Source organism: Pseudomonas sp. GW821-FHT07F01, from assembly GCF_059418825.1.
Genome location: NZ_JBWKQO010000004.1, coordinates 527,378 through 544,714 on the forward strand (window position 1 = coordinate 527,378; position 17,337 = coordinate 544,714).

General features: G+C 64.6%; 20 protein-coding genes. 10 read left to right on the top strand and 10 right to left on the bottom strand.

The window, feature by feature from the left end; translation table 11 throughout:
• The first annotated feature begins 82 nt into the window (after nt 1–82).
• Both AC07R1_RS16870 and AC07R1_RS16875 read left to right on the top strand, forming a co-directional pair.
• Nucleotides 83–532, top strand: coding sequence for a YcgN family cysteine cluster protein (locus AC07R1_RS16870; RefSeq protein WP_015634549.1), 450 nt, complete (start codon nt 83–85; stop codon nt 530–532).
• A 45-nt stretch (nt 533–577) separates the two neighbouring features.
• Nucleotides 578–1,813, top strand: coding sequence for a hypothetical protein (locus tag AC07R1_RS16875; protein ID WP_401018528.1), 1,236 nt, complete (start codon nt 578–580; stop codon nt 1,811–1,813).
• 43 nt (nt 1,814–1,856) lie between these two features.
• On the opposite strand, the gene AC07R1_RS16880 is transcribed toward AC07R1_RS16875, so the two are convergent.
• The 4 genes from AC07R1_RS16880 to AC07R1_RS16895 all read right to left on the bottom strand — a co-directional run bounded on the left by AC07R1_RS16880 (nt 1,857) and on the right by AC07R1_RS16895 (nt 4,089).
• Nucleotides 1,857–2,228 (bottom strand): YgaP family membrane protein, encoded by a 372-nt coding sequence (locus AC07R1_RS16880; protein WP_011059839.1) that lies wholly within the window; start codon nt 2,226–2,228, stop codon nt 1,857–1,859.
• Between the two features lie 82 nt (nt 2,229–2,310).
• Nucleotides 2,311–2,778, bottom strand: a complete 468-nt coding sequence (locus AC07R1_RS16885) for an RNA methyltransferase (RefSeq protein WP_011059840.1) — start codon at nt 2,776–2,778, stop codon at nt 2,311–2,313.
• Nucleotides 2,779–2,975: 197 nt separating this feature from the next.
• Complete coding sequence (locus AC07R1_RS16890; protein ID WP_011059841.1) at nt 2,976–3,353, bottom strand: YajD family HNH nuclease; 378 nt, start codon at nt 3,351–3,353, stop codon at nt 2,976–2,978.
• A gap of 49 nt (nt 3,354–3,402) precedes the next feature.
• Complete coding sequence (locus AC07R1_RS16895) at nt 3,403–4,089, bottom strand: spermidine synthase (RefSeq protein ID WP_015634551.1); 687 nt, start codon at nt 4,087–4,089, stop codon at nt 3,403–3,405.
• 75 nt (nt 4,090–4,164) lie between these two features.
• Between AC07R1_RS16895 and AC07R1_RS16900 the strand changes: the two genes are divergently transcribed.
• Nucleotides 4,165–4,476 (top strand): hypothetical protein, encoded by a 312-nt coding sequence (locus AC07R1_RS16900; RefSeq protein ID WP_011059843.1) that lies wholly within the window; start codon nt 4,165–4,167, stop codon nt 4,474–4,476.
• Nucleotides 4,477–4,506: 30 nt separating this feature from the next.
• On the opposite strand, the gene AC07R1_RS16905 is transcribed toward AC07R1_RS16900, so the two are convergent.
• Entirely contained in the window at nt 4,507–4,980 is a 474-nt protein-coding gene (locus tag AC07R1_RS16905) for a cyclic nucleotide-binding domain-containing protein (RefSeq protein ID WP_011059844.1), read from the bottom strand.
• A 102-nt stretch (nt 4,981–5,082) separates the two neighbouring features.
• Nucleotides 5,083–7,137 (bottom strand): S9 family peptidase, encoded by a 2,055-nt coding sequence (locus tag AC07R1_RS16910; protein WP_495110762.1) that lies wholly within the window; start codon nt 7,135–7,137, stop codon nt 5,083–5,085.
• A 100-nt stretch (nt 7,138–7,237) separates the two neighbouring features.
• Here AC07R1_RS16910 and AC07R1_RS16915 point away from each other — a divergent pair, with 100 nt between their 5' ends.
• From AC07R1_RS16915 to AC07R1_RS16925, 3 genes are read left to right on the top strand one after another with little or no spacing between them, the layout of a single operon-like run.
• Nucleotides 7,238–7,735: a hypothetical protein gene (locus AC07R1_RS16915; RefSeq protein WP_011059846.1), complete on the top strand. Its 498-nt coding sequence runs from the start codon at nt 7,238–7,240 to the stop codon at nt 7,733–7,735.
• Between the two features lie 33 nt (nt 7,736–7,768).
• Entirely contained in the window at nt 7,769–8,545 is a 777-nt protein-coding gene (locus tag AC07R1_RS16920) for a class II glutamine amidotransferase (RefSeq protein WP_011059847.1), read from the top strand.
• A gap of 10 nt (nt 8,546–8,555) precedes the next feature.
• Nucleotides 8,556–9,098 carry a DUF2937 family protein gene (locus tag AC07R1_RS16925; protein ID WP_011059848.1) on the top strand — a complete coding sequence of 181 codons (543 nt, stop codon included), beginning with the start codon at nt 8,556–8,558 and terminating at the stop codon, nt 9,096–9,098.
• 108 nt (nt 9,099–9,206) lie between these two features.
• Here the strand turns inward: AC07R1_RS16925 and AC07R1_RS16930 are convergent, their stop codons facing one another.
• Nucleotides 9,207–10,127 (bottom strand): LysR family transcriptional regulator, encoded by a 921-nt coding sequence (locus AC07R1_RS16930; RefSeq protein WP_053156822.1) that lies wholly within the window; start codon nt 10,125–10,127, stop codon nt 9,207–9,209.
• A 137-nt stretch (nt 10,128–10,264) separates the two neighbouring features.
• On the opposite strand from AC07R1_RS16930, the gene AC07R1_RS16935 reads away from it, so the two are divergent.
• The 4 genes from AC07R1_RS16935 (at nt 10,265) to AC07R1_RS16950 (ending at nt 13,988) form a co-directional block, all read left to right on the top strand.
• Nucleotides 10,265–11,548 carry an MFS transporter gene (locus AC07R1_RS16935; protein WP_495110763.1) on the top strand — a complete coding sequence of 428 codons (1,284 nt, stop codon included), beginning with the start codon at nt 10,265–10,267 and terminating at the stop codon, nt 11,546–11,548.
• Between the two features lie 72 nt (nt 11,549–11,620).
• A complete protein-coding gene (locus AC07R1_RS16940) occupies nt 11,621–12,373 on the top strand; it encodes a 5-oxoprolinase subunit PxpA (RefSeq protein ID WP_011059851.1) in 753 nt (250 codons plus the stop codon).
• Complete coding sequence (gene pxpB / locus AC07R1_RS16945; RefSeq protein WP_077933550.1) at nt 12,370–13,074, top strand: 5-oxoprolinase subunit PxpB; 705 nt, start codon at nt 12,370–12,372, stop codon at nt 13,072–13,074. Before AC07R1_RS16940 ends, pxpB begins: the two co-directional genes overlap by 4 nt.
• Nucleotides 13,071–13,988: a 5-oxoprolinase subunit C family protein gene (locus AC07R1_RS16950; RefSeq protein WP_265577987.1), complete on the top strand. Its 918-nt coding sequence runs from the start codon at nt 13,071–13,073 to the stop codon at nt 13,986–13,988. Before pxpB ends, AC07R1_RS16950 begins: the two co-directional genes overlap by 4 nt.
• A 71-nt stretch (nt 13,989–14,059) precedes the next feature.
• On the opposite strand, the gene AC07R1_RS16955 is transcribed toward AC07R1_RS16950, so the two are convergent.
• The 3 genes from AC07R1_RS16955 to AC07R1_RS16965 form a co-directional block, all read right to left on the bottom strand.
• Complete coding sequence (locus AC07R1_RS16955; RefSeq protein ID WP_011059854.1) at nt 14,060–15,238, bottom strand: vWA domain-containing protein; 1,179 nt, start codon at nt 15,236–15,238, stop codon at nt 14,060–14,062.
• 12 nt (nt 15,239–15,250) lie between these two features.
• Complete coding sequence (locus AC07R1_RS16960) at nt 15,251–16,096, bottom strand: AAA family ATPase (protein ID WP_011059855.1); 846 nt, start codon at nt 16,094–16,096, stop codon at nt 15,251–15,253.
• A 143-nt stretch (nt 16,097–16,239) separates the two neighbouring features.
• The gene (locus tag AC07R1_RS16965; RefSeq protein WP_053156838.1) at nt 16,240–17,316 is read right to left on the bottom strand and encodes a DUF748 domain-containing protein; all 1,077 of its coding nucleotides are present in this window, start codon (nt 17,314–17,316) and stop codon (nt 16,240–16,242) included.
• Between the last annotated feature and the right edge of the window lie 21 nt (nt 17,317–17,337).

Here is a 17,337-nt window from a genome sequence, read left to right on the forward strand (position 1 = left end):
CGACAGTCGCCAGCGCTTGGCCCGCCGGTTCTTCGGCACTAGACTGGCGGCCTTTTCACCCTCGGATATTGATGCTTGAGCCATGGCCGCCAAAGTCGAACCTTTCTGGATACGCAAAACCCTCGAACAACTCGACCAGGACGAATGGGAGTCGTTGTGCGATGGCTGCGGTCTGTGCTGCCTGCAAAAGCTTGAAGACGAGGACGACAACAGCGTCTATTACACGCGCATCGCCTGCAAGCTTTTGGACCTCAAGACCTGCCAGTGCAGCGATTACCCCAACCGCCGCGACTCGGTGCCCGACTGCATCCAGCTGACCCCGGGCAAGGCCGACGAATTCAAGTGGCTGCCCCCCACCTGCGGCTACCGCCTGGTGAGCGAGGGCAAGGACCTGCCCCTGTGGCACCACCTGGTGTGCGGCGACCGCGATGCGGTGCACCACGAACGTATTTCCCAGTCCGGCCGCATGCTCGCCGAAGGCAGCGTGGCGGAAGAGGATTGGGAGGATCATCTGATTTTCCGCGCAGGCTGAGGGTTCGCCGCGCCGGCTTCAAGGTTTCAATAGCAAGGAGAGGGTATGAGGGTGGGGGCGAAGCTGGCGCTGGCCGCTGCGATGCTGGCATTGAGCGCATCGGCGTTTGCGGCGAAGAAGGTCGATCTGGATTATCACGTGCGCTTCCTGCCCCAGAGCGATCAGGCCGAAGTGCGCCTGACCCTGGCCGACGGCGCGGCGCTGCGCAGCCTGGATTTCGATCTGGGCTCGACCGGCGACTACAGCGACTTCAAGGCCGACGGCCAATGGCAGGCCGCCCCCGCCGGTGCCGGCGGTCAGCGTGGGGTCTGGCGCCCGGCCAGCGGCAAGGCCAGCCTGAGCTACCGGGTACGCCTGAACCACAGCATCAAGAAGGGCAGCTATGACAGCCGCAGTACTGCCAACTGGGCCCTGATGCGCGGTGAAACCCTGGTGCCGCCGGCGCACCTGGACCAGCAGGACGGCATCGAGCTGGTGGCGCGCCTGGATTTCGAACTGCCCGCCGGGTGGAAGAGCATCGAGACCGCCTGGCCGCGGATCGGCAAGCACCGTTTTCGCATCGACAACCCCTCGCGGCTGTTCGACCGTCCCGCCGGCTGGATGCTCGCCGGCACCCTGGGCAGCCGCCGCACGCGCCTGGGGGAAACCGACGTCAGCGTGGTTTCGCCACTGGGCCAGGGCATGCGGCGCATGGATGTGCTGACCCTGCTGACCTTTGTCTGGCCGCAGGTGCAGGCGGTGTTTCCCCGCCAGCCGAGCAAGCTGTTGATCGTCGGCGCGGCCGATCCGATGTGGCGCGGCAGCCTGGCCGGGCGCGATTCACTGTTCCTGCACAGCCGCCTGCCGCTGGTCAGCGAGAGCGGCGCCAGCCCCTTGCTGCGGGAGCTGGTGCAATCTCTGGCACGGATCAACGACAGCCAGCGCAGCGACTGGATCAGTGAAGGGCTGGCGCAGTACTACGCCATCGAGCTGCTGCGCCGTGCCGGTGGCATCAGCGATGAACGTTACCAGGTGCTGGAGAAGCGCCTGGCCCGGGACGGCCACAAGGTCACCAGCCTGCGCGGCGAACAGGTGGACAGCGCCACAGTGGCCAAGGCGGTGTTGCTATTGCAGGAGCTGGATCGGGAGATTCGCCTCAAGACCCGCAACAAGCGCTCCCTGGACGATGTCCTGCAAGCGGCGATGCGCCTGGAACGCGTCAGCACCGCCGAATTCATCCAGCTCAGTGAAAGCGTGCTGGGCGAGTCCTCCAGGGTCCTCGACACCAGCCTGCTGCGCTGACCCGGCGCGGTTGGCCCCAGGCGTCCATGAGGACGCCCCGGCTTCAGGCCTTGGGCACCTTCACTTCATCATTGCTGGCGGCCTTGGCGTTGCGGCCGGCGGCTTCGGCATCGGCTTTCAGGTTGCGCAGCTCTTCTGCAGCGCGTTCGATCTTGTTGCGCACGTTGTTCATGTCCTGGCGGCTTTTCTCCAGCAGGCTTTTCGCCGAGCTGTGCCCGGTGATGCCCCGGGCCAGGGCCACGCCGCCGATGGCTACCTGGATCAGGCCGAATACGCCGCCACGGCGCAGGCCCTTGCCCATCATCACCACGCCGCCGGCCAGCGAGCCGATGCGCTCCCAGCCCTGGACATTCTGGGTAGGCTGGCTCTGGAACGGGGTCGATTCGATGGTTTGCAGCTGTTTGCGCTCGCTCATGATCTGTCTCCAAGGGCGGTAAGGGATACAAGGCTGACTGCACGAAGGCGTCACAGGTTCCCGGACAATGACCGGCGTGTGCTCAGAACTTGGGACCGGAGCGGGTGTTGTTGCCCTTGGCCAGGCGATCGTAGAGCACCACGTTGACTGTCGCTGCCAGGTTCATGCAACCGGTGGTGGGGATGTACACCACGTCCTCGCACCAGTCGCGGATCTCCTTGTCGAGGGAGCCGTCTTCCGGGCCGAAGATGTACAGGGCGCGATCCGGGTGGGTGTATTCGGGCAGTGGGCGGGCACCCTCGACCAGTTCCACGGCCACCGGTATGCAGCCCAGGGGGAGGATTTTCTTCAGGTCGTCGATGCCGATCAGCGGAATGTCCTGGTGGACCTTCTTGGTGTCGGTGACGAAGTCGCGGGCCCGCTCATAGCGCTTGCCGGTGTAGAACACCGAGGCGACGCCATAGCAGCCGGCGGCGCGCATCACCGAACCGACGTTCTCCGGTGACTTGGGGTTATACAAACCGATGCAACTGTACCTTTTGTTTGCCACGAACAAAGCGCCTTGGGGGAAAAGAGCGCGATTATACGGGGATTGCCCACGGCTCGGTGGTTTGTTGTGGCGAGGGAGCTTGCTCCCGACGCCGGCCAATGCAGTGTAGCGGGCCGGCCGGGGACACAGGGTTTACGGCTGCCTTGCCGCCGAACGGGAGCACGCTCGCTCGCCACAATATGCCCGGCGGCTGGTGCTTACTCCGGGTCTTTCTTCATCAACCCGGCCAGGGCGGCGAACGGGTTGTGGGTCGCCTTGGCGACTTTCGGGGTGCTCAGGGAGCCTTCGCCGAAGTACTGCTGGTCGGTGTAGCGCGAGTGCTCGTTATCGTGGCAGTACAGGCACAAGAGTTCCCAGTTGGAACCGTCCTGGGGGTTGTTGTCGTGGTTGTGATCGCGGTGGTGCACGGTCAACTCGCTCAGGCGCTTGCCGGAGAACTCCCGGGCGCAGCGGCCGCAGACATGGGGGTACATTTTCAGTGCCTTGTCGCGGTAGCCCATTTCCCGGTCGCGCTGGGCGTCGGCAAGGATACGGTCCAGCTTGGCGGTGTTGGACGGGGGAGTGGACGAACTCATGGGTTCACCTTTGTAGAAGGACTAATGACGGTAATGGACAAAGTTTAGCTCAGGCCTTGAGCTTCTCGGCAATCCAGATGGTGTGCCGGGTGCCGCGATTGCCATGGGCGAAGACCTGTACTTCCTCGGCCTTGAAGCCGGCCTTGCGCAGGCGCTCGGAGAACTGCCGGTCGGCGCTGGCCGACCACACCGCAAGAATGCCCTTGGGCCGCAGGGCCCGGGCGCAGGCGGCCAGGCCGGCGCTGGAGTAGAGCCAGCTGTTGGCTTTCTGGGTCAGGCCTTCGGGGCCGTTGTCGACGTCGAGCATGATCGCGTCGAAGCCCTGGGGCTCGGCCTGCAGGACCTTGGCCACGTCTTCCAGGCGGATCACCGTGCGCGGGTCCAGCAGCGGCCGGCCGGACTTTTCGCCGAGCGGGCCACGGTTCCATTCCACCACCCCGGGCACCAGCTCGGCGACCACCACCTCGGCGCTCTTGCCCAGGTGCTTGAGAGCCGCGGCCAGGGTGAAGCCCATGCCCAGGCCGCCGATCAGCACCCGCGAGTTCGGGCGCCCGGCGACCTTGCTGCAAGGGATCTGCGCCAGGGCGTCCTCGGAACCGTGCATGCGTGTGTTCATCAACTGGCCGCCGTCGCCGCCCTGGATCTTGATGACGAAATCCTCACCGTATTCGAACAGGCACAAGGCACCGCCGTTTTCAGGAATCGCAGTAGTGTCCAGCAGTACGAAACGTTTCATGGAGATCTCATTGAGGAAGGCAAAACGCCCCGGTTGGGAGTAGCCTGACGCCAGACAATAGCAATGGAGCCATTGATGAAGCGCACTATTCTAACGGTGATTGCCCAAGCGGCGCTCGCCCTCACCGCAGCCCTGGCGCTTGGTGCCGGCCCGGCTTTGGCCGACGAGCCGCAAAGCGCCCCGGTGGTGACCCCGGCGCCGACCCTCGGCACCCCGGGTACCGCGACCCCTACGCCTTATCCGCAAGTCACCCCGCCCAGCACGCCGAAAGCCGGCAGCAGTGGCAGCGCGCCCCTGCTGCCGCCGATCGACATGCCCAAGCCGCCCAAGGACCAGACCCTGCCGGGGCTGGAGCAGAACGACAGCAAACCCAAGGTTCAGGGTTGATGGATGTAGTGGGCGAGGGTACCCCGGGGCTCAGATCTGCTGCGCGAGCAACTGGCCGTCGGCCATGCGCAGCCGCTTTGACAGCGACACGGCCAGGGCGCGGATGATCTTGGCGGCGATCTTTGGCGCATCGTTGAGCATCTTCTCCAGGGAGTCCTTGCCCAGGTTGAGCAACTGGCAATGGCTGGCGGCCACGCAGGTAGCCGAACGTCGCTCGCCATCGAGCACCGCCATTTCGCCAAAGGCCCGGCCGCTGCGCAGGGTCGCGATGGTCAGGGGCTGGCCGTCGTGGTTGCGCTTTTGCACAGCTACCTGGCCGCTGTGGATGATGCACATGAAGCTGCCGGCATCGCCCTCATGAAAGATCGCTTCGCCCTCGGCGATGCTGCTGATGCTGAAGTAGCCGGCCGCAGCGTTGAAGTCGGCGGGCAACAACTGGTCGAACAGGCCGCAGTCCATCAGCCAGTCGCGGATCTCGTTGTTCAGTAAGGTGGGTTCGGACATGGGATCACGGTCTTTTTCTTGTGTCTGTTACACGGGCGCAGGCCCGGTCCGGCGGTTGCCGGCGGCGTTCTGGGTTAAGACAGGTACGCCGCCGGGAGTTCCTCAGGTCAGGCCCAGAATGTTCAGGATAAAGGCGTATTCGAGGGCTACGTCACGTAATCCCTGGTAACGCCCGCTCATGCCGCCATGGCCGGCCCCCAGCTCGGTCTTGAGCAGCAGCGGGTTGCCGTCGGTCCTGGTGGCCCGCAACCTGGCCACCCATTTGGCCGCTTCCCAGTACTGCACGCGGCTGTCGTTGTAGCCAGCGATCACCAGGAGCGCAGGGTAGGCCTGGGCGCGCACGTTCTCGTAGGGCGCGTAGGCCTTGATCCGTGCGTAGACCTCGGGCTCCTCGGGGTTGCCCCATTCGTCGTATTCGGTGACGGTCAGCGGCAGTTCCGGGTCGAGCATGGTGTTGAGCACATCGACGAAGGGCACTTCGGCGATGGCGACCTTGAACAGCTCGGGGCGCTGGTTGAGTACCGCGCCGATCAGCAGGCCGCCGGCGCTGCCGCCACTGATGGCCAACTGCTGGGCGCTGGTCAGGCCCTGGGCGATCAAGTGTTCGGCGCAGGCGATGAAGTCGCTGAAGGTGTTCTGCTTGTGTTCCTGCTTGCCGGCGCGGTACCAGGCCTCACCCAGCTCGCCGCCGCCGCGCACGTGGGCGATGGCAAAGGCCACGCCGCGATCGAGCAGGCTCAGGCGGGCGTGGGAGAACCAGGGGTCCAGGCTTTCGCCGTAGGCACCGTAGCCGTAGAGGTACAGCGGCGTCGGCTGGCCCAGGCAGTCGCGCTTGACCACCAGGCTGATGGGCACTTGGGTGCCGTCGGCGGCGGTGGCCCAGAGGCGCTGGCTGACGTAGGCCTCGGGGTCGAACGGGCCCAGTACCGGGGTTTCCTTCAGCACCTGCTGCTGGCCGTCGGCCAGTTGCAGCTGGCGCACCTGGGCCGGGCGGTTCAGGGCCTCGTAGCGCAGGCGGATGCGCTCGCTGGAAAACTCCAGGCTGTTCTGCACGTGCAGGCTGTAGGCCGCATCCGGCAGTTGCACGCGGTACACCGGCAGGTCCCGGGGGTGCACTTCGATGATCGGCAGGCCGCCTTCGCGCAGGCTCAGGGTCATGGCTGCGGCGTTGAGGGTCACGCCGTCGAGCATTACCTCGGGGTTGTGCGGCACCAGCAGTTGCCAGTCGTCCTGCTCGGGGATCGCGCCGTTGTCTTCTGCCTGGTAAAGGGCGAAGTTGATGCCGTCGCGGTTGCTGCGGATGAACCAGGTCCATTGGCCGTCCAGCAGGCCGTGGTCGACATCGTATTCATGGCCTTCGACCCGCGGCGCCAGGCAAGTGAACGGCAGCTGTGGCTGCGTGGCGTCCAGGGCCCAGGTCTCGCCGGTGGTCTTGCTGCCCAGGGACAGCAGCAGTTGGCGTTCGGAGCTGGAACGGTAGCAATGCAGGAAGAAGCGTCCGTCCGGCTCGTGGAACACTTCCTCGGCGGCGGTGCCATCCAGCCGGTAGCGCAACAGCTTGTGCGGGCGGTGGGTATCGTCCAGCTCGCCGAAGAACAGGGTCAGGCTGTCGTTGGCCCAGGTCATGCTGCCGTCGCAGTTGTCGAAGGACAGCTCGCTGACTTTGTCGCTGGCCAGCTCCTTGACGAACAGGGTGTAGATTTCCTCCCCAGTGGTGTCGAGGCTGTAGGCCAGGCGCTGGTGGTCGGGGCTGATACTGAAGGCCCCGAGGGAGAAGAAGCCGCCATTGGCCAGGGCGTTGGGGTCCAGCAGCAGTTGCTCGCGGCTTTCGTCCACCGTCAGGCTGTCGTCCGCCGGGCGCGGGCAGCGGTAGTGGCGGGCGTATTCGTCGCCGGCGGTGGTGCGGGTGTAGTACAGGTACGGGCCCCAGGGCGAGGGCAGGGACAGGTCGGTTTCGAGGATCCGCCCCTTGATCTCCTGGAACAGCGTTTCACGCAGGGGCCCCTGATGCGCCAACTGGGCGTCCAGGTAGCTGTTTTCAGCCTTCAGGTAATCGAGCACCGCGTCGGTGTCGCGTTCCTGCAGCCAGGCATACGGGTCAGCGCCTTCGGCCTTGTGGGCAATCGGGGCGCTGCTGTCGTTGGCGGTTAAGGGCATGGGTGGCTCTCGGGCGATGACAAATGAGGGCTGGGCAGACGGCGGTGCAGCCTGACACGGCAAAAGTCGTTATCATAAGCGCCTCTTTGCCTGCCTTGCCATGGACACCATGACCGAGAACGACTATCTGATCGCCTGGGGGCTCTATGCCTTCGCCGCCTTGGGCTGCCTGCTGGTGTGGATGCGCCTGACCCGCTGGATGTGGCGCTGGCTGCGCGAGCCGCTGCGAGTGCTGGTGGCGGTGCTGCTGTTCAGCCCGACCATCATCGACCCGGTCAAGGAAAAATTTGCCCCGGCCGTGGCCATCACCGCCCTGGATATAGCCTTCAAGGTCGGCAACAACGCCTGGCGTGCGGTATCCGACCTGTTCATGTACGGCATGATCGCCTTTGGCGTCTACCTGCTGTTCGTGCTGATCCGCTGGCCCATCGAGCGCGCGGCCAGGGAGCGCCGGGAACGCAACGAAGCGGCGAAAGCTGCCGCCAAGGCTGCCGAAGTGGAGGATGACCAGCCCTTCGGTGGCGCCGGCAATGACCGTTACGGCCGCCAGCCTGCAGCCGGAACCCCCCTGAATACGCGGGTCGAACCGCGTTTGTAACGCTGCCCCCGGCATTGAAGCGAGAGTCCGAGCATGTGTGAGTTGTTGGGCATGAGCGCCAATGTACCGACCGATATCGTCTTCAGCTTTACCGGGCTGATGCAGCGCGGCGGCCGCACCGGCCCCCATCGCGACGGCTGGGGCATCGCTTTCTATGAAGGCCGCGGCCTGCGCCTGTTCCAGGACCCGGCGGCCAGCAGCGAGTCGGAAGTGGCCAACCTGGTTCAGCGTTACCCGATCAAGAGCGAAGTGGTGATCGGCCATATCCGCCAGGCCAACGTCGGCAAGGTCTGCCTGGCCAACACTCATCCTTTTGTCCGCGAGCTGTGGGGCCGCAACTGGTGCTTTGCGCACAATGGCCAGTTGGCGGATTTCCAGCCCCAGGCCAGCTTCTACCGCCCGGTGGGCGATACCGACAGCGAAGCGGCTTTCTGTGACCTGCTGAACCGGGTGCGGGCGGCCTTTCCCGAGCCGGTGGAAATCGAGGAACTGCTGCCGACCCTGATCCAGGCCTGCAGCGAATACCGCAGCAAGGGCGTGTTCAACGGCCTGCTCAGCGACGGTGACTGGCTGTTCTGCTATTGCTCGACCAAACTGGCGCAGATCACCCGGCGCGCCCCATTCGGCCCGGCGCGGCTGAAGGATGTGGATGTGATCGTCGACTTCCAGGCCGAAACCACGCCCAACGACGTGGTCACGGTGATCGCCACTGAACCCTTGACCGAAAACGAAACCTGGACCCGCTACCAGCCGGGCCAGTGGAGCCTGTGGCGGCGCGGTGAATGCGTCAGCCATGGCCAGACCGAATAAGGACATCCCTATGTTGCTCAGTTATCTGCGGCTGGTGCTGTTCGCCGCCGGCCTGTTGATCGGTGTGCAAGTGCCGGGTTTCATCAGTGATTACGCCAAGCGCGTCGAGGCGCATCTGATCGAGTCGCAGCACAGCCTGCAGGGCTTCCAGGGCACCGCGCAGCAGTTCTTCAAGGGCGACATGAACGCCCTGGTGGCCCATTACCGGGCCAGCGACGATCCGGTGTTTCGCAGCGATGCCGAGAGCCTGAGCGGCTTGCTCAGCCGCCAGCTGGCCCTGGACAAGCAATACCAGGCGATGCAGGGGCCCTGGTACATCCGCCTGCTGCAAGTGGCCCTGGCCCCCGACCCGGAAATCCGCAAGGAAACCTGGGACGGCTACAGCTACCAGATCCTGCTGACCCCGGAAGCCATGATCTGGGGTATCAGTGGCGCCTTGCTGCTGTCCTTCGGCCTGGAATGCCTGTACCGGCTGATCGACTGGGTAGTGCTGGGCGGCAAGCGCCTGCGCCAGAGCCGCCCGATTGAAGAGCGCGACCTCAAAGGCCTCTGACCCCCTGTAGGAGCCGGCTTGCCGGCGAAGGGGGCCGCGTGGCTTGTGCCTGACTGAAGATCGCCTTCGCTGGCAAGCCAGCTCCTACGAGGGGGGCGATGGCGATGTTCACTGGGGTTCGCTGAGCACCAGGTAATCCGCGCCGACCTTCTGCCCATAGCGCTGCACCACGCGCTGGCACAGCTCGACTATGTCCTCCACCAATTCCACTCCCACCCGCCACGACACCACCACTTGCAGGTTCGGCGGGCGCTGTTCGATGGCCAGCAGGGTCAGTTCGCCCCGGGCCAGTTCCTCGCGCACCAGCACCGGCGGCAGGGCGCCGATGCCAAAGCCGTCCCGCAGCAGGCGGGTGATGGCCGACACCGAGTTGACGCAGTTGAGCCGCGGCGCCAGCACGCCGTTGGCCTGCATCAGGCTCAGCACCTGCTGGTGGGGCAGGGAGTTCTTCGAGTAGGTGACGATCCGTTCCCGGGCCAGCTCGGCGACGTTGGCGTAGTCGCGGTTGTAGATCGAGTTGCTGGCGGCGATCCAGCCCATGGGATAGCTGGCCAGTTCCAGGCTGCGGATGCTTTCCTGGCGCAGCAGGTCGGTTTGCAGCACCAGGTCCAGAAAGCCCTTTTGCAACTGTTCGCACAGGTTCAGCGACGTGTCGGCCACCAGCTCGATTTCCACCTGCGGGTAGTGGTCCATCATCTCCGCCACCAGGGGGCTGAGCCAGGTGTGGATCACCGTATCCATGACCCCGATGCGAACCCGCCCGACCTTGCTCGACGGCGCTTGGATGGACTGTTTCAGCACCTGCAGGGTGTCGAGCATCTGCTCGGCGTGCTCCAGCACCTTGACGCCTTCCGGGGTCAGGCTGACGCCCCGGGAGTCGCGCAGGAACAGCTTCACGCCCAGCTCGCCCTCCAGCACCGCGATGCGGCTGGAGATCGCCGCCTGGGTGGTAAAGAGTTTTTCCGCGGTGTGGCTGAAGCTCTTCAGCCGCGCGACCCAGACGAAGGTTTCGAGGAACTTGAGGTTCATGGGATCAACTTTTCTTATGCATAAGGGCAGTTTTTATTAGTTGGACGCAGTTGGCGCTCGAGCCGAAGAATGCGCCAACCCACGATATGCGTCGTCGGGGCCCAGAACAACACCAATAAATTACCCTGGAGATCGCCATGAGTGCGCCCGAAACACTGGCCGCCAAGGCCCCGCGCCGCGCCGGCCCGTTTGACTGGTACCGGGACATCAACCAGCAGGAGCGCCGGACATTCTGGAGCTGCAAGCTCGGTTATGGCCTGGATGGCATGGACACGCAGATGCTCAGTTTCGTGATCCCGACCCTGATCGCACTGTGGGGCATCACCTCCGCCGAAGCCGGGCTGATCCATACCAGTACCTTGCTGGCCTCCGCCCTGGGTGGCTGGATCGCCGGGATCCTCTCCGACCGCATTGGCCGGGTACGCACGTTGCAACTCACGGTCCTGTGGTTCGCATTCTTTACCTTTTTGTGTGGCCTGGCGCAGAACTACGAGCAGTTGCTGATCGCCCGGACCCTGATGGGCTTCGGCTTCGGTGGCGAGTGGACCGCCGGGGCGGTACTGATCGGCGAGGTGATCCGTGCCAAGAACCGTGGCAAAGCGGTGGGCATGGTGCAGTCCGGCTGGGCCCTGGGCTGGGGCATAACGGCGTTGCTATATGCGCTGCTGTTCTCCCTGCTGCCGCCGGAAGACGCCTGGCGCGGGCTGTTCCTGCTGGGCATCCTGCCGGCGATCTTCGTGATTTTCGTCCGCCGCCTGGTCAAGGACCCTGAGGTCTATCGCCAAACCCGGGCCCGGGAAGAGCCCAGCAACCCGGCCCGGTTCTACGAGATCTTCGCCCCGGGGATCCTCAGCACCACCCTGCGCGCATCGCTGTTGGCGGCGGGGGCCCAGGGCGGCTACTACGCCATCACTTTCTGGCTGCCGACCTTCCTCAAGACCGAGCGTGGCCTGAGCGTGCTGAGCACCGGCGGCTACCTGGCCATGGTGATCTTCGGCTCCTACATGGGCTATGTGATCAGCGCCTACCTGACCGATATTCTCGGGCGCAAGAAGAATTTCGTACTGTTCGCCGCCGGCTCTTTCACCATCGTCCTGCTCTATACGCAAATGCCGGTGAGCAACGCGGTGATGCTCTGGCTGGGCTTTCCCCTGGGCTTTTTCGCCTCGGGCATCTTCAGCGGCATGGGAGCGTTCCTCACCGAACTGTTCCCCACCCGCATCCGCGGTTCCGGCCAGGGATTCTGCTACAACAGCGGCCGGGCGCTGGCGGCGCTGTTCCCCCTGCTGATCGGCCTGCTCAGCCAGCATGTGCCACTGGGCGTGGCCATCGGCACCTTTGCCGCGGTGTCCTACGGCGTGGTGGTGCTGGCAGCCTTGAGCCTGCCGGAAACCCGCGGCAAGGAACTTGAGGCACGCTAACTGATAATCTGCGGGGCATTGCCAGCGCTGCCCCGCAGCGGACCCCTTATAAAAAACACAGGAACACTGACCATGAGCCGCCTGTTATTGAATTGCGACATCGGCGAAAGCTTTGGCAACTGGACCCTGGGCCTGGATGCCGAAGTCATGCCCTTTATCGACTGCGCCAACATCGCCTGCGGCTTCCATGCCGGCGACCCGGGCATCATGCGCAAGACCGTGGCCCTGGCCCTGGCCAATGGCGTGCGCATCGGTGCGCACCCGGCCTACCAGGACCTGGCCGGCTTCGGCCGCCGCTCCATGAGCTACTCGCCCGAGGAGATCCAGGACCTGCTGCACTACCAGGTCGGAGCACTGGACGGCATCTGCCGGGCCCAGGGTGGCCGGGTCGAGTACGTCAAACCCCATGGCGCGATGTACAACGACATGATGGCCAAGCCTGCGCAACTGCGGGCGGTGATCCAGGCCGTAGCAGCCTACGACCCGCAACTGCCGCTGATGCTCATGGCCACCCGCGACAACAGCGCGGCCCAGGCCCTGGGCGATGAGTACGGCGTGACCCTGTGGTTCGAAGCCTTTGCCGACCGCGCCTACGACAACGCCGGGCATCTGGTGTCGCGGCAGTTGCCGGGGGCGGTGCACCATGACGCGCAAACCATCCTCCAGCAGGCCCTGACCATCGCCCGCGGCGAGCCCCTGGCCGCCAGCGACGGCAGCGCCTTGCTGCTGCACGCCAACACACTGTGCGTGCATGGCGACAACGCCAGTTCGGTGGCGGCGGTGCAGCGCATTCGCGAGGCCCTGAACCAGCAGTCCGGCCTATGAAGCCACAGGTTGAAGTAGTTGCCATCGACTGCCTGATGGTGCGGCTGTTCGAGGTGATCGCCGAGGACAACATGCCCTGGATGCTGGCCGCCGCCGAAGGGCTGCGGCGGGCCTTCGGCGAGTCTCTGGTCGATCTGGTGCCGTCCTATACCACGCTGATGGTGCATTACGATTTGCTGGCCCTGAGCCCGTCCGAGGCCCGGCAGCGGATCGAGGTCGCCTTGACCGACCTGACGCCCGGCACCACCCAGGCCGGGCGCGAGCACGTGCTGCCGGTGTGGTACGACCTCAGTGTCGGGCCGGAACTGGTGCTGTTGTCCCGGCGCAGCGGGCTGTCGGTGGCCGAGGTGATCGAGCGTCACAGCCAGCGTGAGTATCAAGTGTTTGCCCTGGGCTTCGCTCCCGGGTTTGCCTTCATGGGGCTGGTGGAGGAGGCGCTCGCGGCGCCGCGGCTGAACACCCCGCGCAAGCGGGTGGCGGCGGGCAGTGTGGGGATCGCCGAACGGCAGACCGCGGCTTACCCGGTGGTATCACCCGGGGGCTGGAACCTGATCGGCCGCACCCCGAGCCGGTTGTTCGACCGCGAGCGCGACGGCTACAGCCTGATGCAACCGGGGGACCGGGTGCGCTTTGCCCCAGTGGAGCGGGCCGAGTTCCTGCGCCTGGGGGGCGATGACACGCCACTGGAGGTGCCGGCATGAGCCGACTGACGATCGAGGCCAGCACCCCGCTGTGCCTGCTGCAGGATGCCGGGCGCTTTGGCGTGCGCCACCTGGGCGTGACCCAGGGCGGGGCGCTGGACTGGGTGTCGATGTCCTGGGCCAACTGGCTGCTGGGCAATGCCCTGGATGCGCCGGTGGTGGAAATCACCCTGGGCGGTTTCACCCTGCAGGCCGAGGACTATTGCCTGCTGGCTTTGGCCGGGGCTGATCTTGGGGCCTATGTGGATGAGCGGCCTTTGACCCCGGGGCGCAGTTTCATCCTGCAAAAGGGCCAGCGGCTGCGATTCACCCAGCCATTTTCTGGGGCCCGGGCCTATCTGGCCGCCCCTGGCGGTTTCGACGCGCCCAAGGTGTTGGGCAGTTGCGCCAGTGTGTTGCGTGAAGCCCTGGGTGGCCCCGATGGTTATGGCCGCGCCCTGAGCGAGGGTGGGGTGTTGAGTTATTCGGGAGCTGGCGGTGCGCTCAAGAGCCTGTCGGCGGAGCAACTGCCGGATTGGCAATCCGCTGCACCGCTGGAGGTGATCCTGGGGGCGCAGATCGGCCAGTTCAGCGGTTTGAGCCTGTTCGATGCCTTCAATAGCAGTTGGAGCCTGGACAGCCGGGCCGACCGCATGGGCGCGCGCTTGCTCGGGCCGCCATTGCAGTACCAAGGCCGGCCGATGATTTCCGAGGGCATTCCCCTGGGGGCGATCCAGGTGCCGCCGGACGGCCAGCCGATCGTCCTGCTCAATGACCGGCAGACCATTGGCGGCTATCCGCGATTGGGAGCGTTGACGCCGCTATCACTGGCGCGGTTGGCGCAGTGCCTGCCGGGCAGCGAAGTGCGCCTGGCGCCGGTGGTGCAGGAAACGGCGCATCGGCAGCAGGTGGCGTTCCTGCGCCGGTTCGGGTGAGGGGCTGAAAGCTTCGCCGGCAAGCCGGCTCCTACATCGCCCTGTAGGAGCCAGCTTGCTGGCGAACGGGTTTATTTGGACAGGAAGCGCATGCCTTCTTCCAGGCCACGCAGGGTCAGGGGGTACATCTGGTCTTCGATCAACTCGCGAACGATATTGGTCGAAGCGGTATAGCCCCAGGTGTCCTTGGGATAGGGGTTGATCCAGATGAGCTTCTTGTACTTCTCCATGAAGCGCTGCATCCACACGTAGCCGGCTTCTTCGTTCCAGTGCTCCACGCTGCCGCCGGCCTGGGTGATTTCATAGGGCGCCATGGCGGCATCGCCGACGAAGATCACTTTGTAGTCGGCGCCGTACTTGTGCAGCAGGTCCTGGGTCGAGGTGCGCTCGGAGCCGCGGCGCATGTTGTTCTTCCACACCGACTCATAGATGAAGTTGTGGAAGTAGTAGTACTCCAGGTGCTTGAACTCGGTCTTGCAGGCCGAGAACAGTTCCTCACAGATCTTCACGTGGGCATCCATGGAACCGCCGATGTCGAACAGCAACAGCAACTTGATGCTGTTGCGCCGTTCCGGGCGCATCTGGATGTTCAGCAGCCCGGCATCCCGGGCGGTGTGGTCGATGGTGCCGTCGATGTCCAGCTCCTCCGCCGCACCCTGGCGCGCGAACTTGCGCAGCCGGCGCAGGGCCACCTTGATGTTGCGGGTGCCCAGTTCCACCGAGTCGTCGAGGTTCTTGTACTCGCGCTGGTCCCAGACTTTCACCGCCTTGCCCTGGCGCTTGCCGGCATCGCCGACGCGGATGCCTTCCGGGTTGAAGCCACCGGAGCCGAACGGGCTGGTGCCGCCGGTGCCGATCCACTTGTTGCCGCCGGCATGGCGTTCCTTCTGTTCTTCCAGGCGTTTCTTGAACTCTTCGATGAGTTTGTCCAGGCCGCCCAGGGACTGGATCTGCGCCCGCTCTTCATCCGTCAGCGAGCGCTCGAACTCCTTGCGCAGCCAATCCTCGGGGATCAGCGCCTGCAGGTGGTCGTCGAGTTTTTCCAGGCCGTTGAAGTAGGCGCCGAAGGCCCGGTCGAACTTGTCGAAATGCCGTTCGTCCTTCACCAGGATCGCCCGGGCGAGGTAGTAGAACTCGTCCATGTCGGCGAAGGTCACGCGCTGCTTGAGCGCGTTGATCAGGTCCAGCAGCTCGCGCACCGACACCGGCACCTTGGCCGCGCGCATTTCATTGAACAGGTTGAGCAGCATGGCATCAGCCTCTTAACGACTACCGCGACGGCTCATGAACGCCAGGCGTTCGAGCAATTGCACATCCTGCTCGTTCTTCACCAGGGCGCCGGCCAGGGGCGGGATGGCCTTGGTCGGATCGCGCTCGCGCAGCACCGCTTCGCCGATGTTGTCCGCCATCAGCAGCTTGAGCCAGTCCACCAGTTCCGAGGTCGAGGGCTTCTTCTTCAGGCCCGGCACTTTGCGCACATCGAAGAACACGTCCAGGGCTTCGCTGACCAGGTCCTTCTTGATGTCCGGGTAGTGCACATCGACGATCTTCTGCAGGGTGGTGCGGTCGGGGAAGGCGATGTAGTGGAAGAAGCAGCGACGCAGGAAGGCGTCCGGCAGCTCTTTCTCGTTGTTGGAGGTAATGATGATGATCGGCCGCTGCTTGGCCTTGATGGTCTCGTCGATCTCGTAGACGTAGAACTCCATCTTGTCGAGTTCCTGCAGCAGGTCGTTGGGGAACTCGATGTCGGCCTTGTCGATCTCGTCGATCAGCAGGATCACCCGCTCCTCGGATTCGAAGGCTTCCCACAGCTTGCCCTTCTTCAGGTAGTTGCGGATGTCGTGCACCTTGTCCACGCCCAGTTGCGAATCGCGCAGGCGGCTGACCGCGTCGTACTCGTACAGGCCCTGGTGGGCCTTGGTGGTGGACTTGATGTGCCAGGTGATCAGCTTGGCGCCGAAGGATTCGGCCAGTTGCTCGGCAAGCATGGTCTTGCCGGTGCCGGGTTCGCCCTTGACCAGCAGCGGACGCTCCAGGGTGATGGCGGCGTTGACTGCCAGCTTCAGGTCATCGGTGGCGACGTATGCGCTGGTGCCTTCGAACTTCATCTGCAATTCCTCGAACGGTGACGGCGAGCTGCCCGGGGCAGGTCGATTGAATGGAGAGTGATGGCGCGACTATAACGCGCTGCCCGGTCGACTGTGAACGTGGACGCCCCATTCAGTCTCTGAATGGAGCGTCACGGGGTGACTCAGTCAGGCGAGGGCTTGGGTTGTTCGTAACGGGCATTGAAGGCCTGGATGAAACCGTTGCGCAAGATCTGCAAAAACGCCTGGAATGCGCTGATATCTTGCTGGTGCACACTGCCGCTGAGTTCGACCCGGGTGGCGAACTGGTTCTTGCGCTGGTTCTTCAGGAGGTTTTCCCCGGCGCCCACCAGGGCCTCCCACACCGAGCGGAAAATGCTCTTGTTGCGGTTCTCCACGTCCTGCTGCCAGTTGAAGACTTCCACGTCCCGCAACAGCGGCTTGATATAGCCGTGCAACTGGCCCTTCTCGGCCTGGGCTTCGATCACCACGTCACCGTGCCCGGCATTGAAGTCGAACTTGCCGTAGGCCGAGGCGAAGTCGTTGAAGCGCTTGAGCTCGATATCCCGGGCCCGCAGGCGGAACTCGAAGTTCTCGAAGTTGCTCAAGGGGTCGAAGGTGGCGGTGCTTTCCATGGGCGCCTGGCCCTGGAGCAGGGCCTTGCCGTCGAAGCGCGCATCGCGCTTGCCCTGGGTGTCCACCACGTTGGTCAGGTTGTAGAAGCTGGCGTTGACCTGGGTCGCGCCGATGTTCACCGGCGGCTTGGAGCTGAAGTTGCGAAAGTGGATCTTGCCGTCATCGATCCGCACTTCGTCGAGGGTGATGGGCAGCAGCTTGCCCAGTTGGGCTCGCCAGTCGGTGCCCTCACCGGTCTGCGATGCCTGCTTGTCGGCCCCGCCGTCGACGAAGTTCAGCTCCGGCTGGATGAACTGCACCTTGGCCACTACCGCGTGGTCGTACCACAGCGAATGCCAGCTCACCGAGAGGTCGATCAGCGGCGCCTTGACGAAGGGCACCGGCACCTTGCCGCTGACCTTGACGATCTCCAGGCCATTGATGCGGTAGGCGCCGCGCCACAGGGCCAGGTCGATGTCGCTGATGCGTCCGCGGTAGTCGCCCATGTCCGCCAGCTTGTCGTTCAAGTAGTCGCGCACCAGGTAGGGCAGGGCGATATGCAGGGCCACCAGCAGCACCACCAGGCTTGCCAGGACCCACAGGGGCCAACGGTAACGAGCTTTCATGATCAGCAGCCTCCAGCCGTA